Annotated in this window: 22 protein-coding genes; 12 read left to right on the top strand and 10 right to left on the bottom strand. The window is 71.5% G+C overall.

From position 1 onward, the window contains the following. The first annotated feature begins 116 nt into the window (after positions 1-116). From OG956_RS18750 to OG956_RS18725, 6 genes are all read left to right on the top strand, one after another. Positions 117-851, top strand: coding sequence for a response regulator transcription factor (locus OG956_RS18750; protein ID WP_330339116.1), 735 nt, complete (start codon positions 117-119; stop codon positions 849-851). Further along, entirely contained in the window at positions 848-2,329 is a 1,482-nt protein-coding gene (locus tag OG956_RS18745; protein ID WP_330339115.1) for a sensor histidine kinase, read from the top strand. Before OG956_RS18750 ends, OG956_RS18745 begins: the two co-directional genes overlap by 4 nt. Positions 2,330-2,689: 360 nt before the next feature. Then, complete coding sequence (gene mshD / locus OG956_RS18740; protein WP_330339114.1) at positions 2,690-3,616, top strand: mycothiol synthase; 927 nt, start codon at positions 2,690-2,692, stop codon at positions 3,614-3,616. Positions 3,617-3,814: 198 nt separating this feature from the next. After that, positions 3,815-6,169 carry an RNA degradosome polyphosphate kinase gene (locus OG956_RS18735; protein WP_330339113.1) on the top strand — a complete coding sequence of 785 codons (2,355 nt, stop codon included), beginning with the start codon at positions 3,815-3,817 and terminating at the stop codon, positions 6,167-6,169. After that, positions 6,150-7,283 (top strand): CHAD domain-containing protein, encoded by a 1,134-nt coding sequence (locus OG956_RS18730; protein ID WP_330339112.1) that lies wholly within the window; start codon positions 6,150-6,152, stop codon positions 7,281-7,283. Before OG956_RS18735 ends, OG956_RS18730 begins: the two co-directional genes overlap by 20 nt. Positions 7,284-7,303: 20 nt before the next feature. Further along, positions 7,304-7,711, top strand: a complete 408-nt coding sequence (locus tag OG956_RS18725; RefSeq protein ID WP_330339111.1) for an NUDIX hydrolase — start codon at positions 7,304-7,306, stop codon at positions 7,709-7,711. Here the strand turns inward: OG956_RS18725 and OG956_RS18720 are convergent. Further along, positions 7,693-7,866 (bottom strand): hypothetical protein, encoded by a 174-nt coding sequence (locus OG956_RS18720; RefSeq protein ID WP_330339110.1) that lies wholly within the window; start codon positions 7,864-7,866, stop codon positions 7,693-7,695. The two genes, OG956_RS18725 and OG956_RS18720, sit on opposite strands and share 19 nt — an antisense overlap. A 143-nt stretch (positions 7,867-8,009) precedes the next feature. On the opposite strand from OG956_RS18720, the gene OG956_RS18715 reads away from it, so the two are divergent. Then, entirely contained in the window at positions 8,010-8,858 is an 849-nt protein-coding gene (locus OG956_RS18715) for a hypothetical protein (RefSeq protein ID WP_330339109.1), read from the top strand. A gap of 92 nt (positions 8,859-8,950) precedes the next feature. Next, entirely contained in the window at positions 8,951-9,139 is a 189-nt protein-coding gene (locus OG956_RS18710; protein ID WP_330339108.1) for a hypothetical protein, read from the top strand. A gap of 32 nt (positions 9,140-9,171) precedes the next feature. On the opposite strand, the gene OG956_RS18705 is transcribed toward OG956_RS18710, so the two are convergent. Then, positions 9,172-9,564, bottom strand: coding sequence for a metal-sensitive transcriptional regulator (locus OG956_RS18705; protein ID WP_330339107.1), 393 nt, complete (start codon positions 9,562-9,564; stop codon positions 9,172-9,174). Between the two features lie 218 nt (positions 9,565-9,782). Here OG956_RS18705 and OG956_RS18700 point away from each other — a divergent pair, with 218 nt between their 5' ends. The 3 genes from OG956_RS18700 to OG956_RS18690 all read left to right on the top strand — a co-directional run bounded on the left by OG956_RS18700 (position 9,783) and on the right by OG956_RS18690 (position 11,963). Then, complete coding sequence (locus OG956_RS18700) at positions 9,783-10,403, top strand: DUF47 domain-containing protein (RefSeq protein WP_330339106.1); 621 nt, start codon at positions 9,783-9,785, stop codon at positions 10,401-10,403. 7 nt (positions 10,404-10,410) lie between these two features. Continuing rightward, on the top strand, positions 10,411-11,409 hold the full coding sequence (locus OG956_RS18695; protein ID WP_330339105.1) for an inorganic phosphate transporter: 999 nt from the start codon (positions 10,411-10,413) through the stop codon (positions 11,407-11,409). A 185-nt stretch (positions 11,410-11,594) separates the two neighbouring features. Continuing rightward, positions 11,595-11,963 (top strand): hypothetical protein, encoded by a 369-nt coding sequence (locus OG956_RS18690; RefSeq protein ID WP_443065684.1) that lies wholly within the window; start codon positions 11,595-11,597, stop codon positions 11,961-11,963. 100 nt (positions 11,964-12,063) lie between these two features. Here the strand turns inward: OG956_RS18690 and pstB are convergent, their stop codons facing one another. The 4 genes from pstB to pstS form a co-directional block, all read right to left on the bottom strand. Beyond that, positions 12,064-12,840 carry a phosphate ABC transporter ATP-binding protein PstB gene (gene pstB / locus OG956_RS18685; RefSeq protein ID WP_330339103.1) on the bottom strand — a complete coding sequence of 259 codons (777 nt, stop codon included), beginning with the start codon at positions 12,838-12,840 and terminating at the stop codon, positions 12,064-12,066. 52 nt (positions 12,841-12,892) lie between these two features. Continuing rightward, complete coding sequence (pstA, locus tag OG956_RS18680; protein ID WP_330339102.1) at positions 12,893-13,954, bottom strand: phosphate ABC transporter permease PstA; 1,062 nt, start codon at positions 13,952-13,954, stop codon at positions 12,893-12,895. Further along, positions 13,951-14,958: a phosphate ABC transporter permease subunit PstC gene (gene pstC, locus OG956_RS18675; protein WP_330339101.1), complete on the bottom strand. Its 1,008-nt coding sequence runs from the start codon at positions 14,956-14,958 to the stop codon at positions 13,951-13,953. Before pstC ends, pstA begins: the two co-directional genes overlap by 4 nt. 114 nt (positions 14,959-15,072) lie before the next feature. Then, complete coding sequence (pstS, locus tag OG956_RS18670; RefSeq protein ID WP_330339100.1) at positions 15,073-16,206, bottom strand: phosphate ABC transporter substrate-binding protein PstS; 1,134 nt, start codon at positions 16,204-16,206, stop codon at positions 15,073-15,075. Positions 16,207-16,556: 350 nt separating this feature from the next. Here pstS and OG956_RS18665 point away from each other — a divergent pair, with 350 nt between their 5' ends. Continuing rightward, on the top strand, positions 16,557-18,113 hold the full coding sequence (locus OG956_RS18665; protein WP_330339099.1) for an FAD-binding oxidoreductase: 1,557 nt from the start codon (positions 16,557-16,559) through the stop codon (positions 18,111-18,113). 31 nt (positions 18,114-18,144) lie between these two features. Here the strand turns inward: OG956_RS18665 and OG956_RS18660 are convergent, their stop codons facing one another. The 4 genes from OG956_RS18660 to OG956_RS18645 all read right to left on the bottom strand — a co-directional run bounded on the left by OG956_RS18660 (position 18,145) and on the right by OG956_RS18645 (position 21,377). Next, positions 18,145-18,849 (bottom strand): phosphatase PAP2 family protein, encoded by a 705-nt coding sequence (locus OG956_RS18660; protein WP_330339098.1) that lies wholly within the window; start codon positions 18,847-18,849, stop codon positions 18,145-18,147. A 237-nt stretch (positions 18,850-19,086) separates the two neighbouring features. Next, on the bottom strand, positions 19,087-20,094 hold the full coding sequence (locus tag OG956_RS18655) for a bifunctional lytic transglycosylase/C40 family peptidase (protein ID WP_330339097.1): 1,008 nt from the start codon (positions 20,092-20,094) through the stop codon (positions 19,087-19,089). A gap of 203 nt (positions 20,095-20,297) precedes the next feature. After that, complete coding sequence (locus tag OG956_RS18650; RefSeq protein ID WP_330339096.1) at positions 20,298-20,501, bottom strand: hypothetical protein; 204 nt, start codon at positions 20,499-20,501, stop codon at positions 20,298-20,300. Positions 20,502-20,606: 105 nt separating this feature from the next. Next, positions 20,607-21,377 carry a trypsin-like peptidase domain-containing protein gene (locus tag OG956_RS18645; protein WP_330339095.1) on the bottom strand — a complete coding sequence of 257 codons (771 nt, stop codon included), beginning with the start codon at positions 21,375-21,377 and terminating at the stop codon, positions 20,607-20,609. Positions 21,378-21,384 lie beyond the last annotated feature (7 nt).

Here is a 21,384-nt window from a genome sequence, read left to right as displayed (position 1 = left end):
CCTCGGTGGCGCGCCTCGCGGGTCTGTGCCCTCCGGTCCCCCGGCGTGGCACGCTGAGAGGCAGCGGCAAGCCCCCGTACCCCCCCCACCCACCGCATCCCGAGGAACCGCGAGCGATGAGCCCCGCCGAAGGCGACCGTGACCCCCAGCGCATCCTGATCGTCGACGACGAGCCGGCCGTACGCGAGGCGCTCCAGCGCAGTCTCGCCTTCGACGGGTACGACACGGAGGTCGCCGTCGACGGCGCGGACGCGCTGGAGAAGGCCACCGCCTACAAGCCCGACCTGGTCGTCCTGGACATCCAGATGCCGCGCATGGACGGCCTGACGGCGGCCCGCCGCATCCGCGGCGCCGGCGACACGACGCCGATCCTGATGCTGACGGCCCGGGACACGGTCGGCGACCGGGTCACCGGGCTGGACGCCGGAGCGGACGACTACCTGGTCAAGCCCTTCGAGCTGGACGAGCTGTTCGCCCGTATCCGCGCGCTGCTGCGGCGCAGCTCGTACGCGGCCGCGGTGTCGGCCCAGGCCCAGCAGGACGAGGCGCTCACCTTCGCCGACCTGCGCATGGACCTCGCGACCAGGGAGGTCACCCGGGGCGGCCGGCCGGTGGAGCTGACCCGCACGGAGTTCACCCTCCTGGAGATGTTCATGGCGCACCCGCGCCAGGTCCTCACCCGCGAGCAGATCCTCAAGGCCGTCTGGGGCTTCGACTTCGAGCCCTCCTCCAACTCCCTCGACGTCTACGTCATGTACCTGCGGCGCAAGACGGAGGCCGGCGGCGAGCCGCGGCTCGTGCACACCGTGCGGGGCGTGGGGTACGTCCTGCGACAGGGCGGCGCCGAGTGAAGAGGCTGGTACGGCGGTACCGCTCCCTGCCGATCAGGACCCGCCTGGCGATGCTGGTCGCGGCGGCCGTGGCGTTCGCGGTGGCGGCGGTGTCGGTGACGGCCTGGTTCATCGTGCAGGGGAAGCTGTACGACCTGATCGACAAGGACCTGCAGACCTCCTCGCAGCGTCCCGTGCGGGCCGGGCAGGTGGTCGACCTGCTGACGGCGTGCCCGCACAGCCCGACGGACTCCTCCAGCGGGCTGCCGGCCCACAACAACATCTACTCGCAGCTGGTCAAGCCGGACGGCACGGCCTGTGTATCGGCGGACTCGCCGGGCGTGGTGCGGACCACCTCGGCAGACCGGGCGATCGTCGGGCACGACACCAGCCAGGGCGGCATCCTGCGCAACGGCACGGACACCGACGGCAACCCCGTCCGGGTGCTCACCATGCCGCTGGTGATCCTCACGGACACCGGGCCGCAGGTGTATTCGGGCGCCGCCTGGATGACCGCCGTACCGCTGGAGAACACCGAGAAGACCCTCAACGACCTGGCTCTGATCCTGCTCCTGGTGTCCGGCATAGGAGTCGTCGGCGCCGGCGCCGCGGGCCTCGCCGTCGCCCGTGCGGGCCTGCGGCCCGTCGACAAGCTCACCGAGGCCGTGGAGCACGTGGCCCGCACGGAGGACCTGACGATCCGCATCCCCGTGGAGGACGACAGCGAGGACGAGGTGGCCCGGCTGTCCCGCTCCTTCAACTCCATGACCGCCTCGCTGGCCAGCTCCCGCGACCTGCAGCAGCAGCTGATCGCCGACGCCGGGCACGAGCTGCGCACCCCGCTGACCTCCCTGCGCACGAACATCGAGCTCCTCACCCGCAGCGAGGAGACGGGCCGGCCGCTCCCGCCGGAGGACCGCAAGGCGCTGCTCGCCTCGGTGAAGGCGCAGGTGACCGAGCTGGCGGCGCTGATCGGCGACCTGCAGGAGCTGTCCCGCTCGGAGGGCCAGCGCGGTGAGCGCGTCCAGGTGGTCTCCTTCGAGGACACGGTCGAGGCGGCCCTGCGCCGGGCCCGGCTGCGCGGCCCGGAGCTGACGATCACGGCGGACCTGGAGCCCTGGTACGTCCGCGGGGAGCCCTCCGCGCTGGAGCGGGCGGTCGTCAACATCCTGGACAACGCGGTGAAGTTCAGCCCTGAGGGCGGCACGGTCGAGGTGCGGCTGACCGACGGGGTCCTGACCGTCCGCGACCACGGCCCCGGCGTCCCCGAGGACGAACTCCCGTACGTCTTCGACCGCTTCTGGCGCTCCCCCAGCGCGAGGGCCCTGCCGGGCTCGGGCCTCGGCCTGTCCATCGTGGCCCGCACGGTCCAGCAGGCGGGCGGCGAAGTCACCCTGACCCCCGCGCAGGGCGGCGGCACGGTGGCGACGGTACGGCTGCCGGGCGCACCGGTCCCGCCGCCGGAGACCCCGGAGCCCACGGAGACCCTGACGGGCTGAGCGGCGAAGCCGACCCGGGCCCCGACCCGGCGAGCGGCACGGGGCCCGTCAAAACCCCGACCAACTGCAGCAGCGCGGGCCCGGTCGAGGCCATGGCCGGCTGGGCCGCCGGCCGGGACTGGCCCGCCCTGCTGACCGAGCCGGCTCCCGAGGAAGCCCACGCACGAGGCCCCCCGGCCACTGGCTCGGCCCCACCCACGTCCACAGCTGTGGACATCTCCTCGGACACGACGGAGGCGGGGCCCCCGGTGCGGCCACGTGGCACCCGGCGACCCCGCCTCACGAATTCCCGGCCCAGTCGTTCCCGCCGACCGGGTCTTCGGTGTCGTCGGCGCCGATTCCGCCCCTTACTCTCTACGCATGAGCAGCGACGACACCGCACGGGCCTTCCCCGCCCGCTCCATCGAGACCCACTCCGCGCTCACCCCCGACAAGGCCGAGGCGGTGCGGGCCCTGCTCGCCGAGGCCGCCGCGGTCGACGGGCAGCAGCCGGTGTCCGAACAGGGCCGGCTGCAGCTGCGAGGCGAGGCCCGCGAGGGCGTCTCGCACCTGCTGCTGACCATCGACGGCGAACTCGTCGGCTACGCCCAGCTGGAGGACACCGACCCCGTGGAGGCCCCGGCCGCCGAACTCGTCGTCCGCCCCGCGCACCGCGGGCACGGGCACGGGCGGGCGCTCGGTGCGGCGCTGCTCGCCGCCTCCGGCAAGCGGCTGCGGGTGTGGGCGCACGGCGGGCATCCCGCCGCCCGGCACCTCGCCCAGGTGCTCGGCCTGACCCTGTTCCGCGAACTGCGGCAGATGCGGCGGCCGTTGACCGACCTGAAGCTGCCCGAGCCGGTGCTCCCCGAGGGCGTGAGCGTGCGCGCCTTCGTGCCCGGCAAGGACGACGCGGCCTGGCTCGCGGTCAACGCGGCCGCCTTCGCCCACCACCCCGAGCAGGGTTCGCTGACCCAGCGCGACCTCGACGACCGCAAGGCCCAGCCGTGGTTCGACCCGGCCGGGTTCTTCCTCGCCGAGCGGCGCGGTGAGCTGATCGGCTTCCACTGGACCAAGGTGCACGCCGAGGAGGGGCTCGGCGAGGTGTACGTCCTCGGCGTCCGCCCCGGCGAGCAGGGCGGCGGCCTCGGCAAGGCGCTCACCACGATCGGCCTGCGGCACCTGGCGGGGCAGCAGCTGCCGACCGCGATGCTCTACGTCGACGCCGACAACCAGGCGGCGGTGTCGGTGTACGAGCGACTGGGGTTCACGACGTACGAGACGGACCTGATGTACCGCACGGAGACGTGACGTGCCCCGGCGGGCGGCCGGGACCGCCCGCCAGGGCGCCGTGGAGCCTGATCACCATGCGCGGGTGAGGGAAGGCCGCCCCGGCCCCGCGCCGCGTCCGTCGCTTCTGCGACCGCGCCCCCTGTGATCCGCCCCTCGCTATCCCGGACGTCATGTCTCCGTAACCGTTGATTCAGCCTGGCTTGCGACGCTCGGCCAATGACGCCCGCCGTGCCAGAGCCTTCGCCGCCCCCCGAGGGGCCCGCCCAGAACGGGGCCGGGACGCTCCCGCCCGCACGTTCCGATGCGCCCGTGATGCCGGTAGCGCGGAACAATGGGTTCATGAGCCAGCACGACACCCAGGCAGAGGTCCAGCGCATCCAGCCCGACGTGGGCTCCATAGCCGCGCACCGCACGCATGTCGCGCAGGGAGCGGTTTCCGACCTCGAACCCGACCTCGACGCGGACCTCGACGCGTACGAGGAGTCGAGGAGCGACGGCGCTCCGCTGCCGCAGGGCCGTTTCCTGGACCGCGAACGCAGCTGGCTGGCCTTCAACGAACGGGTCCTGGAGCTGGCCGAGGATCCGAACACGCCGCTGCTGGAACGCGCGAACTTCCTCGCGATCTTCGCCAGCAACCTGGACGAGTTCTTCATGGTCCGGGTGGCGGGGCTGAAGCGCCGTATCGCCACCGGCGTGGCCACCCGGTCCGCCTCGGGGCTGCAGCCGCGCGAGGTGCTGGAGATGATCTGGGCCCGCTCGCGCGAGCTCATGGCCCGGCACGCCGCCTGCTACCACGAGGACGTCGCCCCCGCACTCGCGGAGGAGGGCATCCACCTGGTCCGCTGGAACGAGCTGACCGACAAGGAGCAGGCCCGCCTGTTCACGCTGTTCCGGCACCAGATCTTCCCCGTGCTCACGCCGCTGGCCGTCGACCCGGCGCACCCGTTCCCGTACATCTCCGGCCTCTCCCTGAACCTGGCCGTGGTCGTGCGGAACCCGGTCAGCGGCCACAAGCACTTCGCGCGCGTGAAGGTGCCGCCGCTGCTGTCCCGCTTCCTGGAGAGCAGCCCCGGCCGGTACGTCCCCATCGAGGACGTCATCGCCGCGCACCTGGAGGAGCTGTTCCCGGGCATGGAGGTGCTGGAGCACCACACCTTCCGCCTCACCCGCAACGAGGACCTGGAGGTCGAGGAGGACGACGCCGAGAACCTGCTCCAGGCCCTGGAGAAGGAGCTCATGCGGCGCCGCTTCGGCCCGCCGGTGCGCCTGGAGGTCGAGGAGTCCGTCGACCGCGAGGTGCTGGACCTGCTGGTGCGCGAGCTGAAGATCTCCGAGGCGGAGGTGTACCCGCTGCCGGGTCCGCTCGACCTCACCGGCCTGTTCCGGATCCACAGCCTCGACCGGCCCGAGCTGAAGTACCCGAAGTTCGTCGCCGGCACCCACCGCGACCTCGCCGAGGTGGAGTCCGCGTCCCCGCCGGACATCTTCGCCGCCCTGCGCACCCGCGACGTGCTGCTGCACCACCCGTACGACAGCTTCTCCACGTCCGTGCAGGCGTTCCTGGAGCAGGCCGCGGCCGACCCGGACGTCCTCGCGATCAAGCAGACCCTCTACCGCACCTCCGGCGACTCCCCGATAGTCGACGCGCTCATCGACGCCGCCGAGTCCGGCAAGCAGGTCCTCGTCCTGGTCGAGATCAAGGCCCGCTTCGACGAGCACGCCAACATCAAGTGGGCGCGCAAGCTGGAGGAGGCCGGCTGCCACGTCGTCTACGGCCTGGTCGGCCTGAAGACGCACTGCAAGCTGTCCCTCGTCGTCCGCCAGGAGGGCGAGACGCTGCGCCGCTACAGCCACGTCGGCACGGGCAACTACCACCCGAAGACGGCGCGCCTGTACGAGGACCTCGGCCTGCTCACCGCCGACCCGCAGGTCGGCGCCGACCTCTCCGACCTGTTCAACCGGCTGTCGGGCTACTCGCGCCGGGAGACCTACCGCCGGCTGCTGGTGGCTCCGAAGTCGCTGCGCGACGGTCTGATCTCGCGGATAGAGAAGGAGGTCCAGCACCACCGCGCGGGCCGTCCGGCCTTCGTCCGCATCAAGGTCAACTCGATCGTCGACGAGGCGGTCATCGACGCCCTCTACCGCGCGTCCCAGGCGGGCGTGCCGGTGGACGTGTGGGTGCGCGGCATCTGCGCGCTGCGCCCCGGCGTCACCGGCCTGTCGGAGAACATCCGGGTCCGCTCGGTCCTCGGCCGCTTCCTGGAGCACTCCCGGGTGTTCGCCTTCGGCAACGGCGGCGAGCCCGAGGTGTGGATCGGCAGCGCCGACATGATGCACCGCAACCTCGACCGCCGGATAGAAGCCCTGGTGCGGGTCGTCGACCCCGCCCACCGGGCGGCCCTGAACCGGCTGCTCGACACCGGCATGTCCGACGCGACCTCCTCCTGGCACCTCGGCCCGGACGGCGAGTGGACGCGGCACGCGACCGACGCGGACGGACAGCCGCTGCGCAACGTCCAGGAGATGCTCATAGACGCCCGGAGGCGCCGGCGTGGCACAGCAACACCTTGACCCGACGGACCCCGCGGCCGGGGAGGTGACCGGGGACGCCCTCGCGTCGTACCTGCGGGCCCAGGCCACGGAGTTCCTGCGCGCCCTGCGCCTGCAGCGCGAGACCGGCGGGCATACGGCGGGCGGCGCGGAGGAGTCCGTCGACGCGGCCCGGCTGCTGCGCCGCTCGGCCCGCCGCATCAGCGGCAGCCTGCACACCTTCCGCCCGCTCCTCGACGCCGACTGGTCCGAGGAGATGCGCCCCGAGCTGGCGTGGCTGTCCGGCACGCTGGGCCTGGAGCACGCGTACGAGGCCCGGCTGGAACGGCTGCTGCAGGCGCTGCACCGGTTGTCGGGGGCTACGACGTTCCCGGGCCAGGCCGTGGCGGCGGGCGTCGGCGCGGCGGCGAGCACGGGTGATGCGGCAGCCGCCGGGGCGGCGCCCGTACCGCTGAAAGCGGCAGTGGAGAACACCGGCGGCCCGGCCGACGCGACGGCGACGGCAGAGCGCGGCACCCTCACCGTGGGCGCGGCCAAAGCAGGCGCCCTGCTCGAGCGCCAGCTCACCCTCGCCCGGACGAGGGCCCACTCCACAGCGCTGCAGGCGCTGGGATCCAGCCGCTTCCACGCCGTCGCCGACAAGGTCGCCGTACTGGCCAGCGAGGTGCCCCTCACCCCTGCCGCGTCCACCACCGACCTGCGCCCGCTGGCAGCCGCTGCGGAGGAACGGCTGACAGCGGCGATCGCGGCGCTCCCCCTGGTCACGGCGGGCCATCCCTACAACGCGGAGGCCCTGGTGCACGGCCTGTCGCCGGACCCGGCCCCGCACCCCCAGGACGGCCCCTGGCACCAGGTCCGGCTGCTGCTGCGGCTGCACCGGTACGCCCAGGAGGCGCTGCACGGCGGCAACATGCCCGTCGACGTGCGGCTGCTGGCGGCCGGCCGGGCGCTGAACCGGCACCGGGACGCCTCGGAGGCGGCAGCGGCGGCGGCCCAGGCGGCCCGTACGCCCCGGATCGCCCCGGCGACGGCGTACGCGCTCGGCGTGCTCCACGCCGACCAGCGGCACGAGGTGGAGGCCGCCAGGTTCGCCTTCCAGCAGGCCTGGCAGAAGCGGACGGTCAGCACACCCTGAGTTCTGCCGAGGAGGGCGGTGTGGACGACACCCTGGTGCGGGCGGCCGGCTGCGTGCTGTGGCGCCGCTCGCCGGTCTCCGGGGACCTGGAGATCTGTCTGGTCCACCGGCCGAAGTACGACGACTGGTCCCACCCCAAGGGCAAGCTCAAGCGGGGTGAGGACCCGCTCGCGGGCGCCCTGCGCGAGGTCGCGGAGGAGACCGGGTACACCGCCCGGCCCGGGGCCGAGCTGCCGACCGTGCGCTATGTGGCGGGCGGCCGGCTCAAGCAGGTGCGGTACTGGGCGGCCGAGGCGGTCTCCGGCCGCTTCACCCCGAACAGCGAGGTGGACCGGATCCTGTGGCTCTCCCCCGCCGCCGCACGCAGCCGGCTCACCCACATCCGGGACCGCGAGCTGGTCGACGCCCTTCACAGGCCGGCCGTGTGAGCCTCCGCGTCCGTCCGCGCCTGGCTGCGGGCGCGGCGGGCCGGGCCGCGCCAGCCACAGGTGCAGCGGGCCACGCAGAACCGGCCCTGTTCCGTCGTCGAGGTGAGGTGCTCCTGCCCCCGCCGGACGCGCTCCGGCCCCTCCTGCTGCGCCACTCCGACAACGTTACCGGCCCTGCGGTAAAGGGCTCGTAGGGCGCCGTCCACTCCTTTCGCCGCGTGACGGCGCCCCCCTGCCCGTCGTTGACCGGACGAGTAGGGGGCCCGTGACGGACGTACCGGCTGGGGGTAGGCAGGCGATGGAGCGGCGGCAGCACAGAAGCGCGGGCGGTACGGTCCTCGCGGTCGGCATCATGCTCGGCCTCGGGGCGGGCGCCACGGGCTGTTCCGGCAGCGGGGCCGCCGCCGAGGACGTCAAGGGCGGGGGCGATCCGGTCGCCGTGCTGCGCCGGGCGGCCGACACCCTGCGCGGGGCGGGCAGTTCCCGGGCGGCCACTTCCATGGAGATGGCCACGGGCGGCACCCGGGTCACCATCCGCGGCCGGGGCGTCTACGACTACCGGCACCGCCTCGGCCGGCTCACCGTCGTGCTGCCCGAGGATCCGGCGGGCACCTCCGAGCACCAGCCGATCACCGAACTCCTCGCGCCGGGCGCCCTGTTCATGAAGAACCGGGGCGCGGGCGTGCCCGCCGACAAGTGGGTGCGGGTGGACATCGCCACGCTCTCCGACGGCAATCTGGTCACCGGCGGCGCGACCGACCCGTACGCGGCGGCCGAGGTGCTGCGCGGCACCCGCACCGCGGCCTACGTCGGCCGGACCGAGGTCGCCGGCACCCCCGTGCTGCACTACCGGGGCACGGCGGACCTGCGCGGCGCGGCCCGCCTGGCCTCCGCCGGGAACCGGGGACCGCTGGCCGCGGCGGCGAAAGGGTTCGCCACGGCCGAAGTCCCATTCGACGCCTATCTCGACGACCAGGGCCGCATCCGCAAGCTCAGGCAGCGCTTCAGCTTCGTCAACGGCCGGCAGAAGACCCCCGTGGCGGTCGCCTCGACGACCCTGCTGTACGACTTCGGCGCCCCCGCCGACGTACGGCTGCCGCGCTCGGCGGACATCTACGCGGGCCGTATCGCCGAGGACAGCGACTAGTCCCTACCGCCGGTGCGTAAGTAGCCCGTCCGTGCCATGCGCGGTATGTAGACCACTCCCTACTCTAGGAAGCCGGTGACGGCAGAGAGAAGGTGAGGCGGGTGGCTCCGGTCGGCGGTACGGCGGTGCAGGACCACGTGGCCCTCGCCGAGATCGAACTGTGCGGGGAGCTGATCATCGCGGCCTCCGCGGCCGAGGACCGGCTCAGCCTGGAGAGCATCGACGAGGTGCTCCGCGTCGCCGAGGAACGCGAGGCCTGCGGGGCCTACGACCCGGCGTAGGAGCCCGCGCCCTCCGAGTTTGACGACAGGGCCTAGGACCGCAGGAGGCGGCCGATCGCCTTCGTCGCCTCGTCCACCTTGGTGTCGATCTCGTCGCCGCCCTTGAGGGCCGCGTCGGCCACGCAGTGCCGCAGGTGCTCCTCCAGCAGCTGCAGCGCGAAGGACTGCAGCGCCTTGGTGGAGGCGGACACCTGGGTCAGTATGTCGATGCAGTACGTGTCCTCGTCGACCATCCGCTGCAGGCCGCGGATCTGGCCCTCGATCCGGCGCAGCCGCTTGAGGTGCTCGTCCTTCTGCTTGTGGTAGCCGTGCGTGGCGTGCGCGGTGTGCGCCGTCTCACCCGCGGCCGCGCCCGTGGTCTCGCTCACGGTCTCGCCCATGGTCTCGGAGGGTGCCGTTTCGGCGCCGGCCTCGGTCGTCGTCATCGCGGGCCTCCATTTCGGGACGAGCGGCGGGCACAATCGGGGATACATACCCCTACTGGGTATATCGTAACCAACTTTCCGGGGTAGAGAGCCCTTGGCCCGCCCCCGTGCTGATCAACCTGACCGATGGGCGACACTGGGATGCGGCCCGATAGCCGTGGCCGGATGATGCGCCTAGCATCAGCCTGACCGAAACCGAAGCACCTAGAGGAACCCACGTGCGCTTTCGTCTGACCCCCAGGGAGACGAGCTTCTACGACATGTTCGCCGCGTCCGCGGACAACATCGTCACGGGCTCGAAACTCCTGATGGAACTGCTCGGGGCGGACGCTTCCGCCCGGGCCGAGATCGCAGAGCGTATGCGGGCCGCGGAACACGCAGGTGACGACGCCACGCACGCGATCTTCCACCAGCTGAACTCCTCGTTCATCACGCCGTTCGACCGCGAGGACATCTACTCCCTCGCCGGCTCCCTCGACGACATCATGGACTTCATGGAGGAGGCCGTCGACCTGGTCGTCCTCTACAACGTCGAGGAACTGCCGAAGGGCGTCGAGCAGCAGATCGAGGTGCTGGCCCGGGCGGCCGAGCTGACCGCGGAGGCGATGCCGAACCTCCGCACGCTGGACAACCTCACCGAGTACTGGATCGAGGTCAACCGCCTGGAGAACCAGGCGGACCAGATCCACCGCAAGCTGCTGGCCCACCTCTTCAACGGCAAGTACGACGCGATCGAGGTGCTCAAGCTCAAGCAGATCGTGGACGTCCTGGAAGAGGCGGCGGACGCGTTCGAGCACGTGGCGAACACGGTGGAGACCATCGCCGTCAAGGAGTCCTGAGGCGTCGATGGACACCTTCGCCCTGGTCGTGACCATCGCGGTCGCGCTCTTCTTCACGTACACGAACGGCTTCCACGACTCGGCGAACGCGATCGCCACGTCGGTCTCCACGCGGGCACTGACCCCGCGGGCGGCGCTCGCCATGGCGGCGGTCATGAACCTGGCCGGCGCCTTCCTGGGCTCCGGCGTCGCCAAGACCGTCAGCGAGGGCCTGATCGCGACCCCGTCCGGCTCGACCGGCATGGGCATCCTCTTCGCCGCCCTGCTCGGCGCGATCACCTGGAACCTGATCACCTGGTACTTCGGCCTGCCCTCGTCCTCCTCCCACGCCCTGTTCGGCGGCCTGGTGGGCGCGGCCCTGGCGGGCGGTACGGCGGTCCACTGGAACGGCGTGCTGGACAAGATCATCATTCCGATGTTCCTGTCCCCGGTGGTCGGCCTGATCGTCGGCTACGTCGTCATGCTGGCCATCATGTGGCTGTTCCGCCGGGCCAACCCGCACAAGGCCAAGCGCGGCTTCCGCATCGCGCAGACCGTGTCCGCGGCCGGCATGGCCCTCGGCCACGGTCTCCAGGACGCCCAGAAGACCATGGGTGTGGTCGTGATGGCACTGGTGATTTCCGGCCACGAGACCTTCGGCGACCCGATCCCGGTCTGGGTCAAGCTGGTCTCGGCGGTCATGCTCTCGCTCGGCACCTACGCCGGCGGGTGGCGCATCATGCGCACCCTGGGCCGCAAGATCATCGAACTGGACCCGCCGCAGGGCTTCGCCGCGGAGGCGACCGGCGCGTCGATCATGTTCGGCACGGCGTTCCTCTTCAAGGCGCCGATCTCCACGACCCACGTCATCACCTCGGCGATCATGGGCGTCGGCGCGACCAAGCGCCTCAACGCCGTCCGCTGGGGCGTGGCCAAGAACATCGTCCTGGGCTGGTTCATCACGATGCCGGCGGCGGCGCTGGTCGCTGCGCTGGCTTTCGGCCTGGAGAAGCTGACGGTGCTCTAGGGGTCGCTGCGCGCCTACCTGGCCCGGCTCGCCGAGACCCTGCTCACCCCCGCCGAGCGGGCCGAGCAGGCCCGCGCCGCTCTGAGGGAGTGGACCGGCTACGCCCCCACTCCGGCGGAGGAGCGGGACCTCGACAGCGAGCTGGACCGGCGGCTGGCCCGGGCGGCGGCCCTGTGAGCGATGCGATGCACATCCTCCTGGACGCCACCGCCATGGCCGCGGCGGGCCAGGGCAACGTCCTTGCCTCCCGGCTGATCCACCGCGCTCACGTGGAGGCCGGCTGGTACCTGTACGCCCCGGCGTGCGCCCTGGCCGAGGCCGACCGGACGCGTCCCGGCACGGCGGAGCGTCTCGCCGCCCTGCCCGCCATCACCGTCCTGGACCTGGACCTGCCCGCCGCCCTGGCGGTGGCCCGGCACCACACATGGGCCGCGGCGCACTGTCAGTACGCGGCACAGCCCACCCCGGACCGTCCGGACGGCGCGGTCATCGCCACCACCAGCCCGGACGCGTGGATCGGGGAGCCGGTCCGCGTGCTGGACCTCAGTCCGTGACACCGAACGCAACGGGCCCGCCCCCGGGAGCCAGGGGCGGGCCCTTTTGCGTCCTCACGGTGGCACCGCCATGCAGCACCGCGAGGGGATCAGGGGACGATCATCCGAAGCGGCCGGAGATGTAGTCCTCGGTGGCCTGGACGGACGGGTTGGAGAAGATGCGCTCGGTGTCGTCGATCTCGATCAGCCGGCCCGGCTGTCCCACCGCGGCGAGGTTGAAGAACGCCGTACGGTCCGAGACACGCGCCGCCTGCTGCATGTTGTGCGTCACGATGACGATCGTGAAGCGCTCCTTCAGCTCACCGATCAGGTCCTCGATCGCGAGCGTGGAGATCGGGTCCAGCGCGGAGCACGGCTCGTCCATCAGCAGCACCTTCGGCTCGACCGCGATCGCGCGGGCGATGCACAGACGCTGCTGCTGGCCGCCGGAGAGGCCGGAGCCCGGCTTGTTCAGGCGGTCCTTGACCTCGTTCCAGAGGTTCGCGCCCTTGAGCGACTTCTCGACGATGTCGCTCAGCTCCGACTTCTTGTAGTTGCCGTTCAGGCGCAGACCCGCCGCCACGTTGTCGAAGATCGACATCGTGGGGAAGGGGTTCGGGCGCTGGAAGACCATGCCCACCTCGCGGCGGACGGACACCGGGTCGATCCCGGGGCCGTACAGGTCCTCGTCGTCGAGGAGCACCTTGCCCTCGACGCGGCCGCCCGGCGTGACCTCGTGCATCCGGTTGAGCGTGCGCAGGAACGTCGACTTGCCGCAGCCGGAGGGGCCGATGAACGCCGTCACCGAACGCGGCTCGACGGTCATCGAGATGTCCTCGATCGCCTTGTGGGAGCCGTAGTACGCGGTCAGTCCGCTTACGTCGATTCGCTTGGCCATGTCGTCTACTTCACTTCCAGAAAGTTCAAGCTCGGTCGCTGTGTGGCCGCCCTCAGCGACCGGTCTTGGGGGCCTTCCAGCGGGCGATGCCGCGGGCCACCAGGTTGAGGATCATCACGAAGGCGATCAGCGTGAGGGACGCCGCCCATGCGCGGTCGTACGCCGCTCCGGAACCCGCGCTGTTGGCGAACTGCTGGTAGATGTACAGCGGCAGCGACGCCTGCGCGCCCTCGAAGGGGTTGTTGTTGATGAACGGGTTGCCGAAGACCAGCAGCAGCACCGGCGCGGTCTCACCGGCGATACGGGCGACCGCCAGCATGATGCCGGTGGTGATGCCGCCGATGGAGGTCGGCAGGACCACCTTCAGGATGGTGCGCCACTTGGGCACACCGAGCGCCAGCGACGCTTCGCGCAGCTCGTTGGGGACGAGCTTGAGCATCTCCTCGGTGGAGCGGACGACGACCGGCATCATCAGGATGGCCAGGGCCAGCGAACCGGCGAAGCCGAACGGCTGCATCTTGAAGATGAGCATCAGCGACAGGATGAACAGGCCGGCGACGATCGACGGGATGCCCGTCATGACGTCGACGAAGAACGTCACCGCCTTGGCGAGCCGGCCGCGGCCGTACTCCACCAGGTAGATGGCGGTGAGCACGCCGATCGGGGCGCCGATCAGGGTGGCGAGGCCGACCTGCTCCAGGCTGCCGATGATCGCGTGGTAGATGCCGCCGCCGGGCTCGGTGTCGGCGACGACACCCATCGAGTGGGTCAGGAAGTAGACGTCGAGAACCTTCACGCCGCGCACGATGGTCACCCAGATCAGGGAGACCAGCGGGATCACGGCGAGCAGGAAGGCGACCCAGACGAGGCTGGTCGCCACGCGGTCCTTGGCCTGGCGGCGGCCCTCGACGCGCGCGGCGACGCCGTAGGTGCCGAGGACGAACAGGACCGCGGCGATCAGACCCCACTGGATCTTGCTGTGCAGGCCCGCGGCCGCGGAGATGCCGATGCCCAGGGCGAGGGAGCCGGCGGCGAGCGCCCACGGCGTCCACCTGGGCAGGCTCGCGGCCCGCAGGGAGCTCGGGCGCTTGTCGGTCAGGCTTGCGGTGCTCATGCGTTGGCCCCCGAGTACTCCGCACGGCGGGCGATGATCAGCCGGGCCGCGCCGTTGACCAGCAGCGTGATGACGAACAGGACCAGACCGGAGGCGATGAGCGCGTCCCGGCCGAACTCGGTCGCCTCGCTGAACTTGCTGGCGATGTTCTGGGCGAAGGTGCCGCCGCCCGGGTTGAGCAGGCTGGCGTGGATGATGAAGTCGGGGGAGAGCACGGTGGCCACGGCCATCGTCTCACCGAGCGCGCGGCCGAGGCCGAGCATCGACGCGGAGATCACACCGGAGCGGCCGAAGGGCAGCACGGACATGCGGATGACCTCCCAGCGCGTGGCGCCGAGGGCCAGGGCGGCCTCCTCGTGCATGCGCGGGACCTGGCGGAACACCTCGCGGCTCACGTTGGTGATGATCGGCAGGATCATGATCGCGAGCAGGATGCCGACGGTGAGCATGGAGCGCGGCGCGCCCTTGTCCCAGGAGAAGATCCCGGTCCAGCCGAAGAAGTCGTTGAGCCAGCCGTACAGGCCGTTCATGTGCGGCACCAGGACGAGGGCGCCCCACAGGCCGTAGACGATGGACGGCACGGCGGCCAGCAGGTCGATCACGTACGCGACCGGGCCGGACAGGCGGCGGGGTGCGTAGTGCGTGATGAACAGCGCGATCGCGACCGCGACCGGGACCGCGAGGACCATGGCGATGACCGAGGAGACGATCGTGCCGAAGGCCAGCACCGCGATGCCGAAGGTCGGCGGGATGAGGTTGGTGTTCCACTCGGAGGTGGTCAGGAAGTTGCCGTGGTCCTTGCTGATCGCGAGGGAGGCACGGTAGGTGAGGAAGACCGCGATCGCGGCCATGATCACCAGCAGCAGGATGCCCGAGCCGCGGGTCAGGCCGAGGAAGATGCGGTCGCCGGGGCGGGTCGCGCCGCGGGCGTTGCGCTTCTGCTCGGCGAGCGAGGGCTGGGGCGTGGGGGGCGGTGCGTCTGTGGTCTTGGTCGGTATGTCCATCGGGTTCTCCGGTCTGCGGAGCCGGGCGCCCTCACGGGCGGCGGCTCATGGCGGCGGTGCACCGGACGGTGCGGCCCGTGCCCTGTCGGGCGCGGGCCGCACTTTCGGATCAGGTCAGCTCAGGCCCTCGATGGTGGTGCGGACCTTGCTGATGATCTCGTCGGGGACGGGCGCGTAGTCGATCGTGGAGAGGAGCTTCTGACCGTCCTCGCTGGCGATGTAGCGCAGGAAGGCCTTGGTGGCGGGCAGGGTGTCCGCCTTGTTGCCCTTGTCGCAGACGATCTCGTACGTGACCAGGGTGATCGGGTAGGCGCCCTCGGCCTTGGTCTTGTAGTCGAGCTTCAGCGTCAGGTCCTTGCCGGTGCCGACGACCTGGGCGGCCGCGATGTCGGCGGTGGCGGACGCGGTGCTCGGCGCGACCGGCTTGCTGGCGCCGGTGTCGATGGAGACGGCCTTCATGCCGTCCTTGACGTAGGACAGCTCGAAGTAGCCGATGGCGCCGGAGGTCTGCTTGACCTGCTGGGCCACACCGGCGGACTGCGGAGCGGACTGGCCGCCCTTGGCCTGCCAGGCCTTGCCGCCGGAGTACTTCCAGTTGTCCGGGGTGGTGGCGATCAGGTACTTGGTGAAGTTGTCCGTGGTGCCGGACTCGTCCGAGCGGTGGAACGCCTGGATCTTCAGGTCGGGCAGCTTCGCCGACGGGTTCAGCTTCTTGATCGCCGGGTCGTTCCAGTTGGTGATCTTGCTGTCGAAGATCTTGGCGATGGTCGGGGCGTCCAGGACCAGGTTGTCGACACCCGGGACGTTGTAACCGAGGGCGATCGGGCCGCCGACCATCGGCAGGTCGATGCCCTGGCCGCCGTTGCAGACCTTCTTGGAGGCGGCGACCTCTTCGGGCTTCAGCGCGGAGTCGGAACCGGCGAAGGCGAGCTGGCCCTGGGTGAAGGAGGTGACACCGGCACCGGAGCCGCCGCCCTTGTAGTTGATCTGCACGCCGCAGGCCTGGGAGAAGTTCTTGACCCAGGCGTCGATCGCGTTCTTCTGCGCGGAGGAGCCGTCTGCGAGCAGCTGACCCTTGGCGTTGTCGCACTTGATCGAGGAGGCGTTGGTGGCGCCGGACGGGTTGCCCGAGGCCTTGGAACCGCCGCCGTTGTCGTCGGAGCCGCACGCCGTCAGGGCCAGGGCGCCGGTCACGGCGATCGCACCGAGCGACAGGGCGCGCAGCCGGTTCTTGCGCTGAAGCTTCACTTTCGGGAGTTCCTTCCAGGAGCCGCCGCGGTCGGCGGCGTGCGAGGTATGGAGGCAGCGCGGGCGCTTAGGGCCGCGCTCCGCACCGTGCACGGCCGAAATTAGGCAGAACAGGTGAAGCCGCCGATGGCCGGAAGTGAACGAGGGGTGAACCCCTGCCGTCGGCCTGGTTAGGTCACGGAATGCTCACGGGGAGAACACATGGAGGTTCCGGCCGCCGGGTTACGCGGACGCGTCATCGGCGTTCGGTTCCCTGTGGATGAACTGTTACGAACCAACACGTCGAACCGGTCGTCTCACCCCACGACAGGCCACGCGGGCCTGCGGAAGGGTGACACAGGACGATGGGCATGGAACGGCGTACGTTCATCGCGGGCGGCACGGCCGTACTGGCCGCGACCGCACTGACCGGCTGCAGCTCGGGCGCGGGCAGGGCCTCGGCCTCCGCGCACACGGCCACATCCTCGCTCACCCCGTTCAAGACCACCAGCGAGAACGCGGCGGCGAACTGGGCGGCCCTCGCCCGCGACCTGGACGGCACCCTGGTCCGTCCCGGGGACGCGAGCTGGACCACGGCCCACCAGCTGTACAACACCCGCTTCGACGGCCTGAAGCCCGCCGCGGTCGCCTACGCGGCGCACGCCGACGACATCCGCACGATCCTCGCCTACGCCCGGGCGCACGCGGTACGCGTGTCCATACGCAACGGCGGCCACTCCTACGCGGGCTACTCCTCCGGCGACAACCGCCTCGTCCTCGACGTGTCGAAGCTGAACCGCATCCGCGTCTCCGGCGGACAGGCGGTGGTCGGCGCCGGCTCCAAGCTGATCGACGTCTACCGGGCGCTGGCCGCGAAGGGCGTGACCATACCCGCAGGCTCCTGCCCCACCGTCGGCGTCTCCGGCCTCGTCCTCGGCGGCGGCCACGGGGTCGCGTCGCGGGCGTACGGCCTGACCTGCGACAGCCTCACCCGGGCCACCCTGATCACGGCGGACGGCACCCAGGTGACGGCCGACGCGAGCAGCCACACCGACCTGTTCTGGGCGCTGCGCGGCGCCGGCAACGGCAACTTCGGCGTCGTCACCGAGCTGCAGTTCCGGACCCATCCGGCGCCGCAGGCGGTCACGGCGTACCTGACCTGGCCCTGGCCGAAGGCCGCGGCCGTGCTCAAGGCCTGGCAGGAGTGGGGTCCCGGGCAGCCGGACGAGATCTGGTCGTCCCTGCACCTGGAGTGCGCGCCGGGCCGCACTCCCACCGTCTCCGTGGCCTGCTTCTCCCTCGGCACCTACGGCGAGCTGCAGAACGCCGTGGACCGGCTGGCCCACGCGGCCCGCGCGAACGCCTCCTCCGTCAGCCTGCGCCGCCGCGGCTACGAGGAGGCGATGGAGGTCTACGCCGGCTGCTCCTCCTTCGCCACCGACGCGCAGTGCCATCTGCCGGGCCCCACCCCGGGCCGCTCGCCGCAGGGCCGGCTGGGCCGGGAGACGTACGCGGCGCGCTCCGACTTCTTCGACCGCTCGCTGTCGGCGGCGGGCATCCAGACGGTGCTGCGGCAGATCGCCTCCGTGCGGGGCGGCGCGGGCAGCATCGCGTTCACGGCCCTCGGCGGCGCGGTCAACCGCGTCTCCCCCACGGCGACGGCCTTCGTCCACCGCCGCTCCCGGATGCTGGCCCAGTACATCGCGTCCTGGGGCGCGGGGGCCTCCGGGGGGACGGCGCAGTCGTGGCTGGACTCCGCCCACAAGGCGATGGCTCCCTACGCCTCCGGCGCGGCCTACCAGAACTACACGGACCCGACGCTGACGAACTGGAAGAAGGCGTACTACGGGGACGCGGTGAGCCGTCTGGGGAAGGTGAAGCAGAAGTACGACCCGCAGCGGTTCTTCTCGTACGCGCAGGGGTTGTAGGCGCAGGGGTTGCAGGCGGGTCCCCGGCCGGCTAGGCCGCCAGGTCCCGTTCCTCGGACTCCACCGGCTTGCGGGTGCCGCCCAGCACCGCACCCTCACGTGCCCCGCTCACCGCCCTGCGGCGAACGATCCACCCCGCCCGCGGCGAGCGCTCCACCGCGCGCATCAGCGGGGTGAGCAGTGCCATGGCGAGCGGGGACAGCAGGAGGGCGACGGCCGTGCCGAGGGCGAAGCCGCCGACGACGTCCGTCGGATAGTGCACGCCCATGAAGACCCGGCAGAAGCCCTCCAGCAGCGCGAGCCCTATTCCCACGAGGCCGAAGCGGCGGTTGGCGACGAAGAGGCCCACGCCCAGGGCCATGGTGATGGTCGCGTGGTCGCTGACGAAGGAGTAGTCGGTCTTGCCGGAGACCAGGACGTCGAGCCCCTGGTGCTCCACGAAGGGCCGGGGGCGCGCCACGAAGCCCCGGATGGGGACGTTCACCAGCACGGCGAGGCCGGCCGCGAGCGGCGCCCACACCAGCGCGGCGACGGAGGGCGCGGCGTTCTCGCCGCCCCGGCGCCGCACGGTCCACCAGCACCACAGCACGAGCAGGACCATGGCGAGCAGCAGGCCGTACTCGCCGACGAACTCCATGGTCTGGTCGAACCAGTGCGGGGCGTCCTTGGCGAGGCCGTTGATGTCGTAGAGCAGGCCGACGTCGGGGTTCGATCCGGATTCGGCGAGTACAGCCATGGTGCTGCGGCCCCTTCGTCGTCTGCCGGACGCACCTCGTGTGCGCCGCTCCTACCCCCGTGGTTCGTAGATCCGCTTCCGCTGCACTGTCGCAACTGCCCGTACTGACGTCCGCTCGGCTACGTCAACAGGAACGCACGGCCCCCATCAATGCGTTCCACTCTCCACTGAATGATCACGCAGACGTTATCGAAGAGAGACTCATCACCCCAGCTCAGGGGGCGGGTTCACGCTGGGTCACACCTTCGTGGGGAGCGCTTTTGCGCCATCCTCGGTGACGCGGGTGGCGCCGAAGTAGTCGGGGGTGTCGATGGGGTCGAACCGGATCACGGCCCCGGTGCGCGGCGCGTCGATCATGTACCCGCCGCCCACGTAGATCCCCACGTGGTGGATGGCCCGCGAGTCGCCCAGGTCGGTGGAGAAGAACACCAGGTCGCCCGGCAGGAGCTGACCGCGCGAGGGGTGCGGCCCGGCGTTGTACTGGTCGTTGGCGACCCGTGGCAGGGTGATCCCGACCTTCGCGTACGCGGCCTGTGTGAGCCCCGAGCAGTCGAACCGGCCGCCCTGCGAGGCCGATCCCTCACCGCCCCACAGATACGGCGTGCCGAGCTTGCTCTGCGCGAACGCGATGGCTCCGGCGGCCTGTTGGGTGGGGTCGATACGGCGGGCGGGGGCGGCGAAGCTCTGCGCCAGGCTGCGGATGCGCTTGACGTAGTTCTGCGTCTCGCCGATCGGCGGGACGCCGCCGGACCGTATGACGCGGTAGGCGCCGGCGTTGTAGGCGGCGAGCATGTTGTCGGAGACGTTGCCCGGCACGTCCTTCACGTACTTCGCCAGTTCGCAGTCGTAGGAGGCGGCCGACGGGATCGCGTCGGCCGGGTCCCAGATGTCCCGCTTGCCGTCGCCGTTGCCGTCGATGCCGTGCGTGGCCCAGGTGCTGGGGATGAACTGGGCGATGCCGCGGGCGTCGGCGGGGCTGACGACGGTCGGGTTCCAGCCACTCTCCTGGTACAGCTGGGCGGCGAGCAGCGCGGGGGTGAGCGCCGGGCACAGGTTGCCCCACTTCTGCACGAGCGACTTGTAGGCGGCCGGCACGGCGCCCGTCGCGAGCGCCCGGCCGCCGGTGCCGAGTCCGTTGACGAGGTTCCCGGCGACGACGTACACCCCGATGACGAGCAGCATGACGAAGCCCATCCCGGCCCCCACGAGGGCGCCCCCGACGACCCACGCCTTACGCACCGTCAACCGCCCCTCGCCACCGGTCAGTCCACCCGGAGCAGTCTAAGAGCGCGCGGGCCCGCGGCACGAGAACGCAATACGCCGCTCACAGCGGAATCTCACGCACCGCCGCTGGGCATCGGGCCGAAAACCGCGGGGAGTTGTCCGAGCGGACCGCGCGGACAGCCTCGCGGGCCGTGCGGTCGCGCCCGCCCAGGCTTTGGCAGCCGCTATCCGCGCCCGCTCAGCGGAGTCCTGTTCGTCGACGTCGTGCCCAGCGCCGCGTCGGCCCCCTTCTCGCCGGCCGGTGCCGTCCCCGCGGGCGCGCCGGCGCCGAACACCCTGTGTCCGCGCCGGTTCGCCCGGCGGACGGCCGCGGCGGCGACGGCGAAGGCCAGGACCGGGAAGCCGAACGTGGCGACGAAGGACGGCACGACCCGGCCGGTGGCGGCGATCCGCGCCCGGACGGTCAGCGCGCCGGGCCGGCGGCCGCTCGCCGGCGCGCCTGCCGCGCCCGCCGCCCTCCCGTCGCCTGCGCTTCAGGGATCGCCGATGGCGTCCTTGTACAGCTCGGCCGCCTCGGTGCCCAGCACGACGCTGTACGACACGTTGTCGGTCGAGCCGCCCTCCTCGTGCCCCCCGAGGACGCCGACGACCTGGGCGTCACCGTTGATCCAGGGGCTGCCGCTGGTGCCGCCGGCGAAGGACGGGCACGCGATGCGCTGCTGGGTGCGGCTGTGCGCGACGGGCTTGTTGGTGCACCTGATGGGCACCTCGCGGGAGTCGGGATAGCCGATGACGGTCACGGCGGTGGCCCCGGTGGCCGTACCGGTGGTGAAGCGGTTGGCGCCCACGACGTCCTCGAGGCGCCTGCCGTGCAGGTTCTCGACGGTGGCGAAGGCCAGGTCGCTGTCCTCGTCCTGGTCCTTGGCCCACCCGTCGGGCAGGTAGCGCCCGGTCACCTTCCACACCCCGTACGGCGCCTGTCCGTCCCGGTAGCCGGGCACGAACACCAGGTCGTTGTCGGCGCTGTTCACGCAGTGCGCCGCGGTGACGAGGAGGTTGCCCTGCGGGCTGTGCACGACCGACGCCGTGCAGAAGTGACCGCCGGCCAGGTCGTCCGCCCGGTCGGCGCCGAACAGCGCGCCGACCCGTGCCGTGTGCCGCGTGGCGACGGCGTCGGCGGTGACCCCGAAGGGCCCCGGCCCGTCGTCGGCGGCCGCGACGGACGCCGAGGTCAGGGCGAGCATCACCACCGCGCCGAGCAACGTGGGGCGCGAGGTGACCCTGATGCGTGAGGTGCGCTTCATCAGTGCT

Origin of the sequence: Streptomyces sp. NBC_00557 (assembly GCF_036345995.1) — a bacterium.
Classification (GTDB): Bacteria; Actinomycetota; Actinomycetes; order Streptomycetales; family Streptomycetaceae; genus Streptomyces.
The sequence above is the reverse complement of the archived record's forward strand: the minus strand, read 5'-3'. Positions and strand labels throughout refer to the sequence as shown.